This window comes from Helicobacter burdigaliensis (assembly GCF_003670295.1).
GTDB lineage: Bacteria > Campylobacterota > Campylobacteria > Campylobacterales > Helicobacteraceae > Helicobacter_D > Helicobacter_D burdigaliensis.
Genome location: NZ_QXJG01000005.1, coordinates 56098 through 73955 on the forward strand (window position 1 = coordinate 56098; position 17858 = coordinate 73955).

At 33.0% G+C, this 17858-nt stretch carries 20 protein-coding genes; 4 read left to right on the forward strand and 16 right to left on the reverse strand.

All coding sequences use genetic code 11. The features are described from left to right. Positions 1 to 9 precede the first annotated feature (9 nt). From hslU to EBF09_RS03555, 15 genes are all read right to left on the reverse strand, one after another. Positions 10 to 1332, reverse strand: coding sequence for an HslU--HslV peptidase ATPase subunit (gene hslU, locus EBF09_RS03485; protein WP_121763769.1), 1323 nt, complete (start codon positions 1330 to 1332; stop codon positions 10 to 12). A gap of 20 nt (positions 1333 to 1352) precedes the next feature. Continuing rightward, entirely contained in the window at positions 1353 to 1892 is a 540-nt protein-coding gene (hslV, locus tag EBF09_RS03490; protein ID WP_121763749.1) for an ATP-dependent protease subunit HslV, read from the reverse strand. Continuing rightward, positions 1892 to 2338, reverse strand: coding sequence for a 50S ribosomal protein L9 (gene rplI, locus EBF09_RS03495; RefSeq protein WP_121763750.1), 447 nt, complete (start codon positions 2336 to 2338; stop codon positions 1892 to 1894). The genes hslV and rplI overlap by 1 nt, the downstream gene beginning before the upstream one ends. 88 nt (positions 2339 to 2426) lie before the next feature. Then, positions 2427 to 3461, reverse strand: coding sequence for a bifunctional diaminohydroxyphosphoribosylaminopyrimidine deaminase/5-amino-6-(5-phosphoribosylamino)uracil reductase RibD (gene ribD, locus EBF09_RS03500; protein ID WP_121763751.1), 1035 nt, complete (start codon positions 3459 to 3461; stop codon positions 2427 to 2429). After that, positions 3455 to 3886 carry a ribosome maturation factor RimP gene (rimP, locus tag EBF09_RS03505; RefSeq protein WP_121763752.1) on the reverse strand — a complete coding sequence of 144 codons (432 nt, stop codon included), beginning with the start codon at positions 3884 to 3886 and terminating at the stop codon, positions 3455 to 3457. Before rimP ends, ribD begins: the two co-directional genes overlap by 7 nt. A 2-nt stretch (positions 3887 to 3888) precedes the next feature. Then, positions 3889 to 4254 (reverse strand): 30S ribosome-binding factor RbfA, encoded by a 366-nt coding sequence (gene rbfA, locus EBF09_RS03510; RefSeq protein ID WP_121763753.1) that lies wholly within the window; start codon positions 4252 to 4254, stop codon positions 3889 to 3891. Beyond that, entirely contained in the window at positions 4254 to 6914 is a 2661-nt protein-coding gene (gene infB / locus EBF09_RS03515; RefSeq protein ID WP_121763754.1) for a translation initiation factor IF-2, read from the reverse strand. Before infB ends, rbfA begins: the two co-directional genes overlap by 1 nt. Further along, a complete protein-coding gene (locus EBF09_RS03520) occupies positions 6907 to 7092 on the reverse strand; it encodes a DUF448 domain-containing protein (protein ID WP_232817645.1) in 186 nt (61 codons plus the stop codon). The genes infB and EBF09_RS03520 overlap by 8 nt, the downstream gene beginning before the upstream one ends. Positions 7093 to 7167: 75 nt before the next feature. Next, a complete protein-coding gene (thrB, locus tag EBF09_RS03525) occupies positions 7168 to 8061 on the reverse strand; it encodes a homoserine kinase (protein ID WP_121763756.1) in 894 nt (297 codons plus the stop codon). Between the two features lie 9 nt (positions 8062 to 8070). Further along, on the reverse strand, positions 8071 to 8610 hold the full coding sequence (locus tag EBF09_RS03530; RefSeq protein WP_232817646.1) for a hypothetical protein: 540 nt from the start codon (positions 8608 to 8610) through the stop codon (positions 8071 to 8073). Position 8611: 1 nt separating this feature from the next. Then, complete coding sequence (locus EBF09_RS03535) at positions 8612 to 9163, reverse strand: hypothetical protein (protein WP_121763757.1); 552 nt, start codon at positions 9161 to 9163, stop codon at positions 8612 to 8614. Positions 9164 to 9173: 10 nt separating this feature from the next. Beyond that, positions 9174 to 10022: a menaquinone biosynthesis prenyltransferase MqnP gene (mqnP, locus tag EBF09_RS03540; RefSeq protein ID WP_121763758.1), complete on the reverse strand. Its 849-nt coding sequence runs from the start codon at positions 10020 to 10022 to the stop codon at positions 9174 to 9176. After that, positions 10022 to 10564, reverse strand: coding sequence for a DUF502 domain-containing protein (locus tag EBF09_RS03545; protein ID WP_121763771.1), 543 nt, complete (start codon positions 10562 to 10564; stop codon positions 10022 to 10024). Before EBF09_RS03545 ends, mqnP begins: the two co-directional genes overlap by 1 nt. Before the next feature lie 238 nt (positions 10565 to 10802). Beyond that, positions 10803 to 11807 (reverse strand): ComEC/Rec2 family competence protein, encoded by a 1005-nt coding sequence (locus tag EBF09_RS03550; RefSeq protein WP_232817647.1) that lies wholly within the window; start codon positions 11805 to 11807, stop codon positions 10803 to 10805. Between the two features lie 53 nt (positions 11808 to 11860). Next, entirely contained in the window at positions 11861 to 12697 is an 837-nt protein-coding gene (locus tag EBF09_RS03555; RefSeq protein ID WP_121763759.1) for a universal stress protein, read from the reverse strand. A gap of 269 nt (positions 12698 to 12966) precedes the next feature. On the opposite strand from EBF09_RS03555, the gene EBF09_RS03560 reads away from it, so the two are divergent. From EBF09_RS03560 to EBF09_RS09065, 3 genes are all read left to right on the forward strand, one after another. After that, positions 12967 to 13269: a hypothetical protein gene (locus tag EBF09_RS03560; protein ID WP_121763760.1), complete on the forward strand. Its 303-nt coding sequence runs from the start codon at positions 12967 to 12969 to the stop codon at positions 13267 to 13269. A gap of 458 nt (positions 13270 to 13727) precedes the next feature. Continuing rightward, a complete protein-coding gene (locus EBF09_RS03565) occupies positions 13728 to 14399 on the forward strand; it encodes a hypothetical protein (RefSeq protein WP_198672526.1) in 672 nt (223 codons plus the stop codon). A 644-nt stretch (positions 14400 to 15043) separates the two neighbouring features. Beyond that, positions 15044 to 15217, forward strand: coding sequence for a hypothetical protein (locus EBF09_RS09065; RefSeq protein ID WP_157978161.1), 174 nt, complete (start codon positions 15044 to 15046; stop codon positions 15215 to 15217). 383 nt (positions 15218 to 15600) lie between these two features. On the opposite strand, the gene EBF09_RS03570 is transcribed toward EBF09_RS09065, so the two are convergent. Beyond that, complete coding sequence (locus tag EBF09_RS03570) at positions 15601 to 17352, reverse strand: ShlB/FhaC/HecB family hemolysin secretion/activation protein (RefSeq protein WP_121763761.1); 1752 nt, start codon at positions 17350 to 17352, stop codon at positions 15601 to 15603. 122 nt (positions 17353 to 17474) lie between these two features. Here EBF09_RS03570 and EBF09_RS09175 point away from each other — a divergent pair, with 122 nt between their 5' ends. Then, entirely contained in the window at positions 17475 to 17645 is a 171-nt protein-coding gene (locus EBF09_RS09175) for a hypothetical protein (protein WP_198672527.1), read from the forward strand. The last annotated feature ends 213 nt before the right edge of the window (positions 17646 to 17858 follow it).

The window sequence follows — 17858 nt, forward strand, 5'->3', positions numbered from 1 at the left end:
AAGCTTCCCTTATAAGATATAGCGCGCTACATCACTATCTGAAACAATCGCCTCCAATCGCTCTTGCACAAGCTCTTTAGTAATGGTAACTTTTTGATTTTTATAGTTTTCTGCTTCAAAACTAATCTCTTCAATCACCTGCTCTACCACCGTATGCAAGCGTCTTGCACCAATATCTTCTGTTTTTTCATTTGCCATTTGCGAATAATGCGCTAAGGCTCTAATAGCCTCATCACTAAATTCTAGCGTTACTTCTTCTACTTTTAAAAGGGCTTCATATTGTCTTAAAATAGAATTTTTAGTCATGGTTAAAATCTTATAAAGCACCTCTTCATCAAGGCTATCTAGCTCCACTCTTAGCGGGAATCTTCCTTGCAATTCTGCAATTAAATCACTAGGCTTACTAAGTGAAAATGCCCCTGCTGCGATAAATAAAATATGATCGGTTTTAATGCTTCCATATTTAGTATTCACCACACTTCCCTCAACAATAGGCAACAAATCTCTTTGCACGCCCTCTTTGCTAGGATCTTGACGCCCACTAGAATTAGAACTCACTGCCACTTTATCAATCTCATCAATAAAAATAATCCCACTACTCTCAGCCCTTTTTAATCCCTCTTGTTTAATAGCTTCCAAGTCTAGCAAAGCTTCACTTGCTTCAATTTTTAAAAGCTCTTTTGCTTCTTTAATCGTAACTTCTTTTTTAGCATTATCTTTTGGAGTGGCAATAAATACTCTAGCGATAGTTTCTTGAACTTTGGCAAATTCTGCTGGCATATTCCCATCATCAATCTCTAAGGTTCTTTTTGGCACTTCAATCTCTATTTTTAGATGATCCATTTGCCCTTCTTCTACTTTTTGACGCATTTTAGAGGCTGCTATTTCATATTCTTCTTGTTTTTGCTCACTTGCACCTTGGGGGAGAGGTGGGATTAACTTTTGGACAATTTTATCTAGCACATATTTTTCAATATTTTGTGCATTTTTTATTCTATGTTCTTCTTTAACCAAATTTATAGAAGCAATCACTAAATCTCTTACCATAGATTCTACATCACGCCCTACAAATCCAACTTCTGTGTATTTGCTTGCCTCTACTTTCACAAAAGGAAGCCCCATCATTTTTGCCATTCTTCTTGCAATTTCTGTTTTACCAACTCCAGTTGAACCTATCATTAAAATATTTTTTGGCATCACTTCCTCTTGAATCTCTTTTGGAAGCTGTAATCTTCTATAACGATTTCTAAGTGCTATTGCCACGACTTTTTTAGCCTCTTTTTGTCCGATAATGTATTCATCTAAATACGCCACAATCTCTTTTGGACTCATTGCTGTAAAATTTTCCACGATTATTTTCCTAATTCTAAAATCTTAATATTTTGGTTTGTATAAATGCAAAGCTCTCCTGCAATTTTGAGCGATTCTTCTACAATCTCTCTTGGGCTTAGATTGTTAGAAAATCTATCCAATGCTCTTGCAGCTGAAAGTGCGTAATTTCCACCACTTCCAATGGCTGCGATCTTGCCATCCTCTGGCTCTACTACATCACCTGTCCCGCTTAAAATAAACAAATGCTCTCTTGTTAGCACTATCATCATAGCTTCTAGTCTTCTTAAATACTTGTCTTTTCTCCACTCTTTAGAAAATTCAATCACTGATTTTAACAAATCCCCTTTTTTGTTTTCTAAAATTCCTTCAAACATATCAAAAAGGCTAAAAGCATCTGCTGTGCTTCCTGCAAAACCACTTAAGATTTTTCCATTATAAAGTGTGCGAATTTTAGTCGCATTTCCCTTTAACACACAATTTCCAAAAGTAACCTGCCCATCACCGCCAATTACTGCTCCATCTTTGCCCTTATAGGCAAGTATTGTTGTTGCTTCAAACATTAAAGTGCCTCAATATCAATTCTTAGTTTTGCATTAATCCCATGTCCTAATTTTACTTCCACTTCATAAATTCCTGTGGATTTAATGGGATTTTTTAATTCAATCGTTTTTTTATCAATCTCCAAGCGGTATTCATTTGCTAAATGCTGTGCTATTTCTTCTTTAGTAATTGCACCATATAAAGAACCATTTGCACCCACTTTTTGCTGTATTTTTAATGTAATTTCACTAATTTTTTTAGCAGTAAGTTCCATTAAAGATTTCTCTTCAGCGGCCATTTCTTCTGCTTTCTTTTTAGCAGCTTTGTATTTGTTAATCACTTCATTTGTAGCAAAATCAGCCATTCCTTTTGCGATTAAAAAGTTCTTGCCATAGCCATCTTTTACTTCGCAAACTTCGCCTTTTTTGCCTAAACCTTTTACATCTTGTAATAATAATACTTTCATTCTTGCTCCTTAAACTTGCTATTTTATCCAATTCACTCTTAAAAGCACAATTTTTGCCTTATTATATCCTTTTATCTTAAACAGAAAGTCAATTTATAATCTGCAACCAAAGTGCTAAATCTTCCCCTATGCTTTGTGTATGCAGTATCTTGCAATCTGCATTTATTTGCATTATTTTTTGAAATTCTGCACTAAATTTTGGAGTAATTAAAACAAGCAACAAATCACAATAAGGCTTTAGAGTTTTAAAAAACTCACTCCCCCCCTCACAAAACACAAACCCCTTAAATTCAGGCACTTTAGAGATTATATTTACTTCTCGTGCAGGCACACTAAAAAGTGGAGCTGTTTTTGGAAAATCTTGCATTCTTGTTAGTATATTAATATCAGGATTCTTTTTGTTCTCTAAGGTGGCAAATCTGACATCTAAAATCGGATTATCCTCTCTTATAGTTTTTCCTGAAATTAAAAGACTATCAACCTTGCTTCTTAGGTTATGCATAAATTCTCGCATTTTAGGGGAGCTAATCTGCCCTCCATCAATGCTTCCATTAAGCCTACTTGCATATTTAAAAAGAACAAAAGCACCCTTTTTTTGCAAACGCGCAAAAGGGATTAAAAGCTCTTTTGCCTTTTTGTGTATCCCCTCTAGCTCTTTTATCTCCCAAGCTTTGATTACGCGCATTCCTAAATTTTCTAAAAACTCTGCCCCACCCCTTGCTTTTTTATTCACGTCTTGTGTGGCAATACAAATCTCTTTGATTGAAAGCTCTGCTAAAAGTTTCGCACATGAAGGAGTTTTGCCTTCATTCAAGCAAGGTTCTAAAGTTACATATAAAGTGCAATCTTTAAAAATATTTTTTGCATTTTCTTTTAAAAACTTATGAATCTCTTTAGATTCCTCTAAACTTAAAATAGATTTATCGCCACTAAGCTTATAATAAGCCTCTTGCAATGCTAGAATTTCTGCATGGGGTTTTCCTGCTTGTTTATGTGCTTTTAGGCTTAAAATTTTTCCAAATTTATCTAGGATTAAAGCCCCAACCGCAGGATTTGGAAGCGTAAGGGCTTGATATTTCCAAGCTTCTTTTAAAATTAAATCAAAACAAAATTCCATCACCATACAAAATAGGTTTGTGCTTTTTTAATCTCGGCTTTAGGGATTATAATCCCACCTTCTAAAACTAAAGAATCTTTTGTTACTTCTTGCAATTTGCCTTTTTCTTCTTTTTTAGAAAGCAATTTAATCTTTACTAATTCTCCTATGGCACTTTTATAATGCTTATCATTTTTTAAAACTCGCTCAATCCCCGGAGAACTCACTTCTAAAAAATATTCTTCAAATTCTGGCATTTCCACATCTAAAAGTGGCGAAAGCACAAGACTCACTTCTTTGCAATCTTCTAGGCTTAAATTTGGCTTTTTAGTGATAGATATACGCAAGATTTGATTTTCATTTTCTTTTAAAAAAGCAATATCATAAAGCTCACAACCAAAACTTTGCACTAAATTTTCAATTTTTTGCTCTAGCTCTTGTGAAATTGCCATTTTTACTCCTTAGATTTTTCTTCTCTTTGTTTTTTAATCGTTTCAAAGATTGCTTCTAGCTTATTTTCTTGTTCCAAACTTTCATCAATAATAAATTCAAAATCTGGACATCTAAACCAACCACTCTCTTCCAAGCAATACTCTTTAATAAGATTCTTTGCTTTTTTTAGCTGTGTTAGAATCTCTTTTTTTTCTTTTTCTGTTGCAAAGGGTGCATCTAAATAAACTTGTGCAAAATACTTTCCTTTAGAACACTTTACGCTAACAACTGCCAAAGAATTAAGGCGTGTATCATTAAGATTTGCCAACGCACTAGGGATTAGCTCTCTTAAAAGAGATTGTGTGCGCTCTAGCTTAATATCTTTCATTAAAGCGTCCTTTGTTTTGCCACTTCCTTAAAGGTTTCAAACACATCGCCTATTTGTATATCATTATAATCTTCTAGCATAATCCCACATTCAAAGCCTTTTGCTACTTCCTTAGCATCATCTTTGAAGCGTTTTAATGATGCAATATTGCCTGTATGAATTACTACACCATTTCTAATAAGACGCACTTTAATGCCCCTTTGAATCACACCATCACTTACAAAACAACCCGCAATCGTTCCCACTTTTGCAATATTAAAGGTTTCTCTAACCTCTGCTTGTCCTGTGTTTTCTTCTTCCATTACTGGAGAGAGCAACCCACCTAACAGAGCTTTAATATCATCCAGCAAGGAATAGATAATAGAATAAGTTTTAATTTGGATTCCAAGCTCTTTTGCTTTATTTTTCACACTTCCTGTTGGACGCACATTAAAGCCCAAAATTACGCAGTTTGTAGAAGCTGCAGCTAGCGTTACATCGCTTTCGCTAATCCCTCCCACACCTTTGTGGATAATATTTACTTTTACTTCCTCATTTTGTAATTTCTCTAAGCTCCCTCTAATAGCCTCTAAGCTTCCTTGCGTATCGGTTTTAATAATCACTGGTAATGTCTTTAACTGCCCTAAAGAAACCATTGTGCTAAGCTCATCTAAAGAAACTTTTGTAGAATGAGAAAGCTCTTTTTGTCTTAAATGTGCTGCTCTTTTTGTCGCATAATCTCTTGCGATTGTATCATTCTCAACCGCTAAAAGCACAGAGCCTGCTGGTGGAACTTCATTTAATCCTGTGATTACGCCCACGCCTGAAGGAGGAATTGTGCTAATGCTTTTGCCTAAATCATCGCTAATTGCTCTAACTCTTCCATAAGCAGTATCGGCAATAATACTATCACCCACTTTTAGCGTTCCATTTTGCACAATCACAGTAGCCACTGGTCCTTTACCTTTTTCTAGGCTACTTTCAATCACGACTGCTCTTGCTGGGCGATTTGGATTTGCTTTTAAATCTAGTATTTCTGCTTGTAAAAGGATTGTTTCTAATAAATCATCAATCCCTTCACCCGTTTTTGCTGAAATATGCACAAACTCATACTCACCACCCCACTCTAGCGGAGTAAATCCAAGCTCTGCTGCTTCTGCTTTTAGCTTATCAGGATTTGCATCGGGTTTGTCAATTTTATTGACTGCAATGATAATAGGAGCATTTGCAGCTTTTGCATGGTTTAGTGCTTCAATAGTTTGAGGCTTCACACCATCATCAGCAGCAATTACAATAATCGCCACATCTGTAACTTGTGCCCCTCTAGCTCTCATCTCTGAAAATGCTTCATGCCCTGGAGTATCAATAAAGGTAATATCTTTACCCCCTTTTGTGATTGTATAAGCACCAATATGCTGTGTAATCCCTCCTGCTTCACCTGAAGCAATTTTTGTGTTTCTAATATAATCTAAAAGAGAAGTTTTACCATGATCTACATGCCCCATAATCGTAACTACTGGAGCTCTAAGGCTTAGGCTCTCTTCTTTATCATCATTTTCATGAAGCTGTGTATAATCAAGCTCATCGGCTGTATTTAAAAGCTCAATTTCCACTCCAAATTCTTCTGCTAAAATCTCAATAGCGTCTTTTTCTAAAAAGTCGTTTTTAGTAATCATCATACCAAGACTAAAAAGAACTTTAATCACTTCTCCTGTGCTTCTGCCTACTTTTTCTGCAAACTCATAAGCTCTAATTTCTTCTGGTATTTTTACAACCCCGCTTACTGCTTCTTGCACCTTTTGGACTTTTGGAGCTTTTTTGCGCCCTCCCCTTCTTGTGCTACCTTGCTCCATAAAAGGATTGTGCCTTTGAATCTTTATTCTTTCTGTGGTAGTTTTTTTCTCTTCTTCATCTTCAATATTATGCTCATCTTGAACACTTAAATCAAATAAAATCACTCCCTCTTCATCTTCATCATCTTCGCTTGAAGTCTGAAACTCTCTATTGTCTAAAATATCAATTTTTTGCTGATTATGTTTTTTAACCGCTAGAGGTGCTTTATCTTTTTTCTTTTTCTTTTCTTTTTTAGAAAAATCTTCATCAAGGTTGCCTAATAAATCTTGCAAAGTCTTTGCACTAGGTTGTGTAGGGGCAACTTTTGGTTCTTCTTTAGCTTCTTTAGTCTCTTCACGCTTTTTAATAATCCTTAAACCTGTGCGTTTAATTGTTGCTTTATTTGTTTCAAGTGTAGTTTCTTTTATCTCTTCTTCTTTTTTAAAGATCTCTTTAGAAGTTTCTTCTACCTCTTGAACAACTTTAGATTCTTTTGCTTCTTTTTTGCTTTCAGTTTTAGTTTCTGCTAGAGGAGTTGCTGTTTGCTTTTTAATTTCTTTTGCTTTGCTTTCCTTGTTCTCTTTATCATTTTTATTGGCTTTATCTTCTGAAACTTCTTTTTTAATAGGGGTTTTTTTGCTTTTTGTTTCCTGTTTTTCTGGCTTTTTGGCAGTCGCTTTAGGATTCACTCCTGAAATAATATAATTATAAAGTTCCTCTGCCTCTGTTGCACTTACTGTGCTAGATGCCGCCTTTACCTCAAAGCCCAATTCTTGTGCTTTTTGCAAAATTTCCTTACTTGTTTTACCAATCTCTTTGGCAATCTGACTAATACGGACTTTATCCATATATTAAAATCTCCTTTAAAGCTTCTTTAAAATTTTCTTTTTGTTTCTTATCGCTTTTGCAAACTCTAAGTAAACAATCTATCGTGCGAGCTTCTAACCTGCAATCATTACAGAGATAAAAACTCCTTCCACTCCCACTAAAACGCTGCAATGTAGAATCTTTATATTGCAGACGCAAAAGCTCCTTTTGGCTAAACCTTCCTCTACAAACTACACACATTCTTATTGGATTTAAAGCTTTCATTATAGCAAACTAGAACTTAAATTCATCCTCAAAAAGCACACCAAAATTATCAAAATCAAGTTTTAATACTTTTAATTTTTGGAATTTATTTTGGAGTGCTTCTTGAATCTTAGCGCTATCATCACTATAGCAAAGACTAAAAAATGTAGAGCCTGAACCTGAAAGTGTGCTCATAAGCGCACCATTTCTTAAAGCTGTTTTTTGCACCTCGAACAAAAGTGGGATTTGCTTCATTCTAAAAAACTGATGGAATCTATCCAAACTAGCTTCCCTTAACAAATCCCAACGCTCTTCAAAAAATGCAGCCGATAAAAATGAAGAATGCGATACATTAAATACCGCATCTTTTTGACTATATTTTTTAGGTAAAGTTTTGCGTGATAAATGCGTAGAAATAGATTGATTAGGGATTACCACCACAGCTTTTAAATGCTTAGGAATACTTTTATTTAAAAACATTACTTTATTATCGTGCAACATACACACATTAAAGCCCCCATTACAAGCAGGCGTGATATTATCTGGGTGGCTTTCATACTCTAAAGCCAAATTTAAGATTCTTTGTTTATCTATTGGAGTATTGCTAACTTTAAAAGCTGCACTAATTGCCCCAACAATCACAGCAGAACTACTCCCTAGTCCCCTAGAAATAGGAATAGAGTTTTCAAAAGTAAATTTAAAACAACGCCTCTCTCCTGTAAGCTTAAAAAGCTGATCGCTAAAAATCCTTACAAACACATTATCCACGCGTAATTTTGGATTTTTTGCACCCTCTCCTATGACATGTATGGAATTAATTTTAGAAGGCTTTATCAAAAAATAATTATACAAACCCAAAGCCAAACCCAAAGTATCAAAACCCGGTCCTAAGTTTGCACTAGTAGCAGGAACACGAAACCGCATAATCTCCCTTTAATTTAAATTTGCAAATTTTAGAGTAAATTCCACTTCACCCTTACCTATTCTTAATTCTTTAGCGATTGAATCTACACTCCACCCATCTTTAAACATAGAGATTATCCTACTTTCATCTACATTTGTGGGATTGCTAGGCGTATATACAAACTCCTTTAATCTCTCCTCCATTCCTAAAACCTTATTTTCTAGCCCCTCACTTGTCTTTTGGATTTGTCCTTGCAAAGCTTCCATTTTATTTTTAATGGGAGTAATTTGTGCAAAGAGGTTAGAATCAATAGTGTTTTTTATTTCTAAATGCATATCTTTATAGATTTGCCCTTTAAAATCCTGCTTAAAAACTTCCCATTCGCTTTGAGTTTCTTTAAAACGCTTCTGAAGGCGATAAACTTCTTTGTTTAACTCCTCTATGGACTTTTCAAAACGCTTTAATTTTTTTGCATTTTCACTATCTCTTAAATAGACATAGCCCACTAACAATAAACAAAATGCAATAACCCCAATCCCTGCATACAACAACAATGACTGCCCTTCCAAACTAATCCTCCTTATTTTCTTCTTTTTGGCTTTGTCTAATAGAGCGGATTAATGCCCTCTCCTTAGAAGCTACATAACTATCCCACTCCACTTCATCACGACTATGAATCTTACTAACCCATGCTAAATTAGAATGATAAGTAAAATATAAAGGGATAATCCGCTTTGGAAATGTTGGCAACTCTATTCTACCATAATATAATGTATTTTCCTCTAGTGTTTGCTTATCTAATGCAAAACAACTATGCCCTAAAGTCCGCACTAAAGCCTTATTTTGTAAGACAACATACTCTTTTTGCACAGATCTTATAGTTTGCTCTAAAGTTTCAATTTTGCGATAAATCTCTACTAATAATTCTAAAATGACTACATTATCACTTTCTAAATTTCCTTTTTTAGCCTTTGTTAGCCTTAGCCACTCCCCTATTGGATCTTCATCACTTTGTGTTAGAGAGTTAAACTCCCTTGCAAATTCTTCTGAATTTTTACTAACTTCTTCATATTCTATATTGAGCGAAGTTTCTACCAAACGACTTTTAACAAAATTTTCCATATCTTCTCTTTTAAAATATCACATCTAAAATACAAAATCCAAAAAACACGATTCCTAAATACCCATTCACACTAAAAAATGCTCTAGGGATATTTACGAAATTTTTAGATACCAAATATTGCTCATAAAATAAGGCTAGAGCAGATACCACAAGCCCTATCCACATAAATACTCCTAAATTTGCCTCTTTTATAAAAAGTCCCCAAAATAAAATCGTTAAAACATGAAAAAACCTAGAAATCCATAAGGTTTTTTGCACTCCAAAAACACTAGGGATAGAATACAAACCTTCTTTTTTATCATGCTCTATATCTTGGAGCGAATAAAGCAAATCAAATCCAGCCACCCAAAAAAGCACCCCTATACACAAATAACACGCCCATAAGGGAACTTCTCCTAAAACTGCCGCCACTCCTGCAATAGGTGCTAACCCTAAAGACAATCCAAGCACCAAATGTGCTAGATATGAAAACCGCTTCATCAAAGAATAAAGCGCCAAAATACACAAAATAGGGAAAGAAAGATAAAAACATAAAGGATTAATCAAATAACCCATAAATATAAAAATAAGTGCATTCACTACTACAAACACCAAAATCGCAAAAGGCGAAATGCGTCCATCTACACTAGGACGATTCTTTGTCCTTGCATTCGTGCTATCAATCTTCCTATCTGCATAGCGGTTAAATGCCATGGCAAAATTCCTAGCACTCATCGTAGCAATGACCCCAAAAAATAAAAGCTTCCAGCCAAACCAGCCATTTGCTGCACTTACCATAGCGATAAAAATAAAAGGCATAGAAAAAATACTATGAGAAAAAACAACAAGCTCACTAAAGTCTTTGATTTTTTTTAGCATTATTTCACTCCAAGTGAGATAATTTTCTTAAACCCATCGGACACAGAAAGATCTGAAAAAACAACATTTTCTTTTTTCATTCTTATAATAAATCCTGAAGTTGGATTTGGAGTTGTGGGGACAAATACAGAATAATGCTCCTCTTCTTCTTTTGTAATAAATCCTATCAGCTCCATTTCTCCAACCTTTACATAAGCTACACCCAAATAGCCTTCTTTATTTTTACCTGAAAAAATGTTTAAAACCTCTTTAATTCCTGAATAAATGCTCTTTACCACTGGAATTTTTGCAATGACTAGCTCTGTAAAACGGATAAGCAAAAATTCTTTGTTTTTATCCACTAAATGCCCTATATAATAAAGCAACAAAAGCGACAATCCCAAAATTAAAAGCGTTACAAATAAATTAGAATTTGTAATGCCAAAAATGGAATAAAAAATTGTCTCAAAAAAATTATAGACAAAAGAAAAAATCCAAAACAACAGCAAAAAGGGTAAAATAGCAAAAATACCTTTGCTAATTTTAGAAACAAAATTATTCACAGCTTTTCCTCTATTTTTATGCTTTAAAAATGGCATTTTAACGCATTTTAGTTAAAAAACAAAATAACGATAAATTCCATAGCAATAATAAACAAAATTTAGCCAAAATAGTCCATAAAAACAACTTCTAAAAAAGATAGCCAACACACTTAAAAGATTACACAAAACAAATAAAAATAGACTAGGCTCTAAAATAATTACTCGTGTAGGGATAGATAACCAATATAATAAAATATTATCAAATACATCTCCTAAACCCACAAAATGCAAAAATAAGAGTAATAAAGATTCCATACAAAGAAAGGGGAGAAAAATAAGGAAAAAAGTAATATACAATAATACCCATTAGAAAAAATACATACAAATTAAGCAAAATACCATATTTTATTTTGGATTTAAAAGTTTTTGGCACTTTAAAAAAACGCATAAAAATAAAAATATAAAGCACACCCAAACTTGAAAAATAAAATCCAATAGAAAAAATAAGCTGCGGAAAACAAGCCAAAAGCACCAAAACACTCCAAAAAAGCATTTCTATTCTTAATAAATCCACACCCCTAAAAAACAAAAAGAAAGCTATCAAGGCCATTGTGAGCGCTCTAAGATAAGAAGGAGATTCCCCAAGCACAAAATAATAGCTAAAAAGAACTAAAACCACTAAAAACCCTATATCATAATGGCGATTTCTAAAGGGAAAAAATCTCTTTTGCAAAGGTGTATAAAAAAATCCAAACACAAAAAACAAAACCCCACTTAAAATCCCTATATGGAAACCAGAAATTGCAAAAAGATGAGAAATGCCATAGCTTTGTGCTAAATCTCGCCAAGCTTTTGGCAAAGAATCTGCTAAAAAAAATGTGGCATAAAATTCTCCCATTATTTTTTCTTGATGGGCTTTTAAAACAAAATCTCGCAAGTAATTTTTGGAAGTTGGCAAAAGAATTAAATTAAAACTAGGCGCATAAAAGCCTTTTAAATATTCATAAAAATTCACTTTTTTAAAAACCACATTGAGTTTCACTTTTGCATTTTGAATGTTTTTTAAATCCTCTTTTGAAGTGGTATAAAACACTCCAAAATCGCTTTTTAACTTTAAAACGCTATATGTTTGTCCTTTTGGATTTGTTTTGTGATAGTGCAATAAAACTTGTGCTTGAATTTGTGGAATATTTTGCTTTTTCAAAAGATAAAAAGAATAATATTTAAAGCCTAAAGTGCCACTTCCTATGAGGAGAAGTAGCATTAAAAAATAAAATCTTTGCTTAAGATTAGAAAATAAAAGAAGAGGAGGCAAGATTAAGAATCAAATCTCCACACCAAAACATCAAGCGATGAATTTTCTACAATATCTAGTGCAAAAAAGCTTACTTTTCCGCTTGTTGGCAATGCGATTAAAGAAGCATTTTGATTGTTTGCCACACTAAGAGTGCGTGTATAAGAGAGTATGCCACTATCTAAAACCATTTCAGCTTTAGAAGTTTTATTACTAAAAGCATTTAAAAACTTTTTAGACTGCTCTTTGGCTTTTTGCTCTAAAGTGCGATTATATTTAGAAATCTCCTCATCATTTGCACCATAATGCCCAAGCCTAATCTCAAAAGGACGCGCTATCAAATGATAGAAAATAAATTTAGCACCTACAAAGATTTTTCTACTCATTTTTGCAAGCGTTAAAGAATCTTCACTAAAATCTGTTGGAGAAAAAATATTTGCATAATCGGATAAAGATTCATTTTTGACAACAAGCACAGGAATGTCTGATTTTCTAATAATCTTTCTAGCTACACTTCCCAAAAGAATATCGCTTAAATTCTGATTTTCCCCTCTTGCACCGATGCAAAGGAGCTTTGCCTCACTTTCTTGTATATGCTTGGCTAGCTCTTTTTGTATAGTGCCTACATAACAAAATGGATTGATTTCTATCTCTGGATTAGGATAATTTTTAGACAAGAATCTTAAAAGTGCCTCTTTGCCCGCTTTCTTATCCTTTTTACTATCTCTAAAGAGCGAATACTCCACAACATGCACAATATCAAGTGTATATTTTAGCTTTTTACTAAGATAAATTGCCTTACCCAAAGCCACCATACTTGCTTCTGAAAAATCCGTAGCTACCACAATTTTATCTTTCATAAATTTCCTCCTTTTAATCACTACTATTCATTATACAAGGAAGAAAATAAGAAAACTTAAAATCGCTCAATAATTGACTTTTTTAAGTTTTGTTTTATTGAAAATTACTCACTAATTTTTCTTACAAACTTGCAAGCTCTTATTATATTTATTTAAAATCTTTAAAAATACAAACAAAATCCATTAGGCATATGCAGTATTTCAAAAGTTGTTTGATTTATTTTTGATATAATGGCATATAGCTTCTTTATTTTATGAAAAGGTAAAAAATGATTGATTATTCAAAATACGACAATCTCCCAAAAGATGTTTTAGTCAATAGATTTCTATCGCTAGAAAACAAACAAAAAAAACTGCTAGGACAATTAAAAGAAAATGAAGAAATCCTAAAATACTTAAGCGAAAAAATCATAAATGCTTTTACAATCAAAAAAGAGAAATACTATACCCTAAAAACTTCCCAAGCTCTAAAAAAAGTTGAAGAATGGGCTAAAAATAATCCCAAAGAAGCACAAAAAGCTAAAAAGGAAGTTCTAAAAGAAATGGGATTGATAGTTGAAAATAATCTATAATAAAAAGTTGAGAAATACTTAGAAAAGCAAATAAAAAGCGATATTAGAGGTATCACTAAAGTAAAATATTTTTTAGAAGCACTAGAAATGTTAGAAAATCCCACAACATTAAAAAATGCCAAGAAAATGCAAGGGGAATGGAAAAATTATGGAAATTTTTGGAGATGAAAAGTAGGCGATTATAGAATTTTGGGTGATGTAAAATCTGATATTTTAGAAATTTATATTATTAAAATAGGACAACGCGAAAATTTTTACGATTAAAAGTCATCATAAGCATAAAAGATTCACAGCAACATTTTAAGTTTTGTTTTATTGAAAATTACTCACTAAATATTTACTTACGCTTAAATATAAGTTTCTTATCTACTCTATTTTTCTATAATTTTAAATTAAGGTTTGTATTTCTGCCTCTAAAATCTATGTTATAATCCTAAAAAACTTAAAAAAGATTAAAAATGGATTTAAAAAAACAGATGCAATTCTTTTACAAAGATTTAGAAAATCTTTATTCTAAAGAAAGATTAACAAGCTATATAGATTTAAAAGAGCATAATGAAAATTTGCAATTTATCTCTAAAATTTCTTATAAAATTGCTAGTATTGAAATATCGCTTAGAAATATGCTTGATTTTTGTTTGGGACAAATTATAAACAAGGAATGGATAGAAAAAAGTCAAAATGAGTATCTACAAACTAAAGTCTTAGAAATAAAGAAAAAAGAAAAGAATTTATCCTTAAAACACCATCAAATTTTATCAAGATTGACTTTAGGAACTATCATAAGGCTTATTCAAGATTATCAATTACAAAATTTTATGCTTGATTTAAGAAAACTTGATTTAAAAAAATACCACCCACATAATAAAAATTCTTTTTTCACAAAGGGCAAAAAACATAAATTTAGCAATGCAAGTAAAACAAATATTATTTTAAATATATTTGTCTTACTTAGAAATCGCTCATTCCATTGGGAAAATTTAAATAAAACCATTAAAATTAAAGATATTAACTATTCAAGACTTTATGCAACAGAAAATGGAACTTATATTAATTTAGAATTTGAAAAAATTGAGATATTCTTAGAAGATATTATAAGGAAAATTAACAAAGATTTATTAAAGGCCTAAAAAGGCGCGAGGTCTGTCCCTCCTACAGTGCAAACGCATTATACACACTAAATACTTAAATTTTATTAAAATTTAAGAACTCTTGCAAAATCTATGAAATTAATAACCTCAAACTTACAATTAAATTTTGATTTTATTTATCTATAAATATAAGCAGGTAAATCCATCTTAGCCCTCAAAATGAGGGTCGAGACTAATAAGCCTTGACTGTAAATATACAAAGTAGTATAATTACAACTAAGATGAATTGCAGAGTTTTCATCTAAGCTCCTTTATGGGCTTAAATTTCCACTAAGCAGGTCTTGCTCACCTGCTTAAAGTGAAGACCCGCTAAAATTATACCACATTTCTTTCAAAAGCTTAAATATATTTAATATTAATACTTTTATTCTTAACCAATAAATGTATTTTAATGTTTAAGATTATTACTAGAGTAAGAGTGTGGCAGTGTATGAAAATTTCTTTTAAGGGTTGCATTATCACTGCAAGAACTAAAAACTCGTGGCAGTCCCTCTGTTACTTGCGAGCAAATGCATTAGCATTTACATGGTAGTCTAAAAATAACCTTATAGGGTAGTTCTTTAGATTGCCACACTCCACTATGCTTCATTCGCAATGGCAAGAGAGGGCATTGCTTCCTTGCAATGACAAGGGGATACGCCTTTGCTCCCTTTAGATTTGCGCCTTGCTTTATGGATTGCTTCATCGCTACGCTTCTTGCAGGGACAAAGGATATTTTGGTGGCTTTTTATGCCCTATTTATTCCTAATAATTTTTGTAATGTTCTAAAAACTACCATCGCAAAAGCACAATGGTAGCTTCAACAATATTCAAAAAGGATTGCAATAAATTACAACTCCAAACAAATTTTATTTTTAGCCTTAATAGGCTAAAAGAGGGTTCTACTAAATGGGGAGAAAGAACCCTCTTATAGCTTATTTAGATTTACACTTTGCTTTATGGATTGCTTTAGCCCTAAAGGGCTTCGCAATGACAAAGGGGGTGGATTGCTTTGGCACAATGTGCCTCGCACTGCCACACACCCACATAATGCACCCGCGCATTAAACTAAAATTCTAGTAGATGCGGTGGGGCTATATGAGTTTTAAGGGATTTTTCAAAGGGTTAGCATACTTATTAGTATGTGCCCTTTGTAAAAATTCCTTAATCTCTTATATGCTTACCCATATACGAATTTCTGCTAAAAATATATCCCCGCACTTACATAGGCTCTTGCTCTATTTTCGCCATCGTATTTATATTTTGTGAATGCTCTTGCAAAATCCGCTTTTACATAAAAGTTTTTATGCATATACATTAACTCCAATCCCCAAGCATCTAAAAAATATTCATCATAATATTCCCTATCTTCCATCCATGAATATCCAGCTTCATAAAAAGGTGTAATATAAAGATTAGGAATAGGAGAAGCATATCGCAAACCTATCATTCCATAGACAACATTATCCCCATCTCCTTCGCCACTAACATACGCCCTAACCCCATAAGGTCCCCCTAAAGTTCCTTGTTCACTAGAATCTAACTCATAGTTAAAAAGCACCTTTTGCATATTTGCATTCACAATCAAAGAAAGTTTGTCATTAAAAACATAAGTATTATTTAAATAAGCATTCATTTTAGTGAATTTTCCCAAGCTATAAAAACCTTTACTCATTTCATTATTAGGATATACACTTCCATGATAAACTTTTATGCTATAACTTAGCGTATTATTTTCTATTCCTCTATAAACTCCTTCCCAACCCGCATTAAAAACATTGCTATGCTTTAAATTAAGTACCAAATCATCAAAATAGCTATCCTCTAGCTTTTTTCTTGAATACCCTGCTACCGCATAAAGAGAATTTTGTGCATTGATAAAGAAAGGATATTTCACATCCACCCCATATTCTAAAGAACTTCCATAGGCATTAAGCTCTTTAAAATCTCCCCCTAAAGAATAGTTAGAACGATTAATTTTAGGTGTAATCCTTAAATTCCCCCAAAAAGTATCATAGCTCACTCCATAGTTTGTTTGATCTTTATCACTTCTTTGCACCATCGTATTTAGTGTATCACCCATTCCTAACACATTATTAAAAGTCGCACTCGCACCTATTCTTATTTGCCCTGTGCTTTTGATACCATAGTTATCTGCATAAAGCATTGCAGTCGCTTTAGTATCATCTTCTACATTAATAACTACATCAGTTTCTCCAAAATTTTTCCCCGGTTGCAACGCACCCCCTGTAATAATCCCTGAATTTTCATTCACCTTATAGATAACATCTTCAATATCTTTAGTAGTAGGGATTTTGCCCTTTAATGTATCATTTAGCTTATGTGTAATAGCAAAATCTTTTAAATGATTAGATTTATTATTTACCACATAATCGCCTAATTTCCCAAATAAAATATTAATAGTAATCGTATCATTAATTTCTTGTTGCGGAATATAAGCGGTTGCAGTAGGATATCCTAGATACTGCAAATAAAAAGCAACAACATCTGTTAGCTCTTGGAGAGATTTTACACTTAATTCTGATTGCTTAAGATCAATAATTGCTTCATTGAGCATTTTTTCATCAATCTTTAAATCTTTTAGAGTAAGGTTACTCCCATCTGTCTTTTTATTCTCAATGACAAATTTATACTTAAATCTAGCTCCATTTTCTTCCTCTTTTTTTGAGGATTGATTTTTGTTTTGTGTGCTATTTTGCTGTGTGCCTTCTTTATTTATAATCTCTTTATTTTCCTGTGTATCTAGCGGTGAATTCCTCGTTTTTAGCTGATTCTGAATATTTTTATTTTGGGGATTATCACGATAGGGAGAAGTGTTTATCATTTCTCCTAATGCTCTATCCTTTTTATAATCATTAATATCTGCTACCAAGTTATCCGCCACTACAAAATTACTTAAAAGTATCGGCAATAATAAAGTTCTTAGCTTCATAAAGTTCCTTAAATTTCATTTACTTCTTTAAAAGAAGTTCAAGGAGGCTCTAAATGGGAGAAAAAGCCCTCTTGAAATTCTTTTAATTTTAACTTCGCAGAGGAGCAAAGCCCCTCTTTGCGATGAAGGACACAAGTGTCCTTTCAAATCCTCATACAAGCGAAGCGTTATCCACAAACGCAGTGCAGTGCAAAAAGGCTCCGCGCCACTTCGCTATCGCTCGTGAATATTTGCCAAAAGCCTTTAAGTTTGCCTTTTGCAATTCTATCACTGCGAGATCTGAAAGCTCGTGACAGTCTAAGAGAACAACCCTCAAAGGTAGCCTTTTAGATTGCTTCAGCCCCAAAGGGCTTCGCAATGACACACACCCAACTAAAAATTCTAGTAGATGCGGTGGGGCTATATGAGTTTTAAGGGATTTTTCAAAGGGTTAGCATACTTATTAGTATGTGCCCTTTGTAAAAATTCCTTAATCTCTTATATGCTTACCCATATACGAATTTCTT

Coding starts and splice junctions, on each gene's coding strand:
- hslU (WP_121763769.1), bottom strand. CDS start 1,332: ATGAGTCCAAAAGAGATTGTGGCGTATTTAGATGAATACATTATCGGA.
- hslV (WP_121763749.1), bottom strand. CDS start 1,892: ATGTTTGAAGCAACAACAATACTTGCCTATAAGGGCAAAGATGGAGCA.
- rplI (WP_121763750.1), bottom strand. CDS start 2,338: ATGAAAGTATTATTATTACAAGATGTAAAAGGTTTAGGCAAAAAAGGC.
- ribD (WP_121763751.1), bottom strand. CDS start 3,461: ATGGTGATGGAATTTTGTTTTGATTTAATTTTAAAAGAAGCTTGGAAA.
- rimP (WP_121763752.1), bottom strand. CDS start 3,886: ATGGCAATTTCACAAGAGCTAGAGCAAAAAATTGAAAATTTAGTGCAA.
- rbfA (WP_121763753.1), bottom strand. CDS start 4,254: ATGAAAGATATTAAGCTAGAGCGCACACAATCTCTTTTAAGAGAGCTA.
- infB (WP_121763754.1), bottom strand. CDS start 6,914: ATGGATAAAGTCCGTATTAGTCAGATTGCCAAAGAGATTGGTAAAACA.
- thrB (WP_121763756.1), bottom strand. CDS start 8,061: ATGCGGTTTCGTGTTCCTGCTACTAGTGCAAACTTAGGACCGGGTTTT.
- EBF09_RS03535 (WP_121763757.1), bottom strand. CDS start 9,163: ATGGAAAATTTTGTTAAAAGTCGTTTGGTAGAAACTTCGCTCAATATA.
- mqnP (WP_121763758.1), bottom strand. CDS start 10,022: ATGCTAAAAAAAATCAAAGACTTTAGTGAGCTTGTTGTTTTTTCTCAT.
- EBF09_RS03550 (WP_232817647.1), bottom strand. CDS start 11,807: ATGCTACTTCTCCTCATAGGAAGTGGCACTTTAGGCTTTAAATATTAT.
- EBF09_RS03555 (WP_121763759.1), bottom strand. CDS start 12,697: ATGAAAGATAAAATTGTGGTAGCTACGGATTTTTCAGAAGCAAGTATG.
- EBF09_RS03560 (WP_121763760.1), top strand. CDS start 12,967: ATGATTGATTATTCAAAATACGACAATCTCCCAAAAGATGTTTTAGTC.
- EBF09_RS03565 (WP_198672526.1), top strand. CDS start 13,728: ATGGATTTAAAAAAACAGATGCAATTCTTTTACAAAGATTTAGAAAAT.
- EBF09_RS09065 (WP_157978161.1), top strand. CDS start 15,044: ATGACAAGGGGATACGCCTTTGCTCCCTTTAGATTTGCGCCTTGCTTT.
- EBF09_RS03570 (WP_121763761.1), bottom strand. CDS start 17,352: ATGAAGCTAAGAACTTTATTATTGCCGATACTTTTAAGTAATTTTGTA.
- EBF09_RS09175 (WP_198672527.1), top strand. CDS start 17,475: ATGAAGGACACAAGTGTCCTTTCAAATCCTCATACAAGCGAAGCGTTA.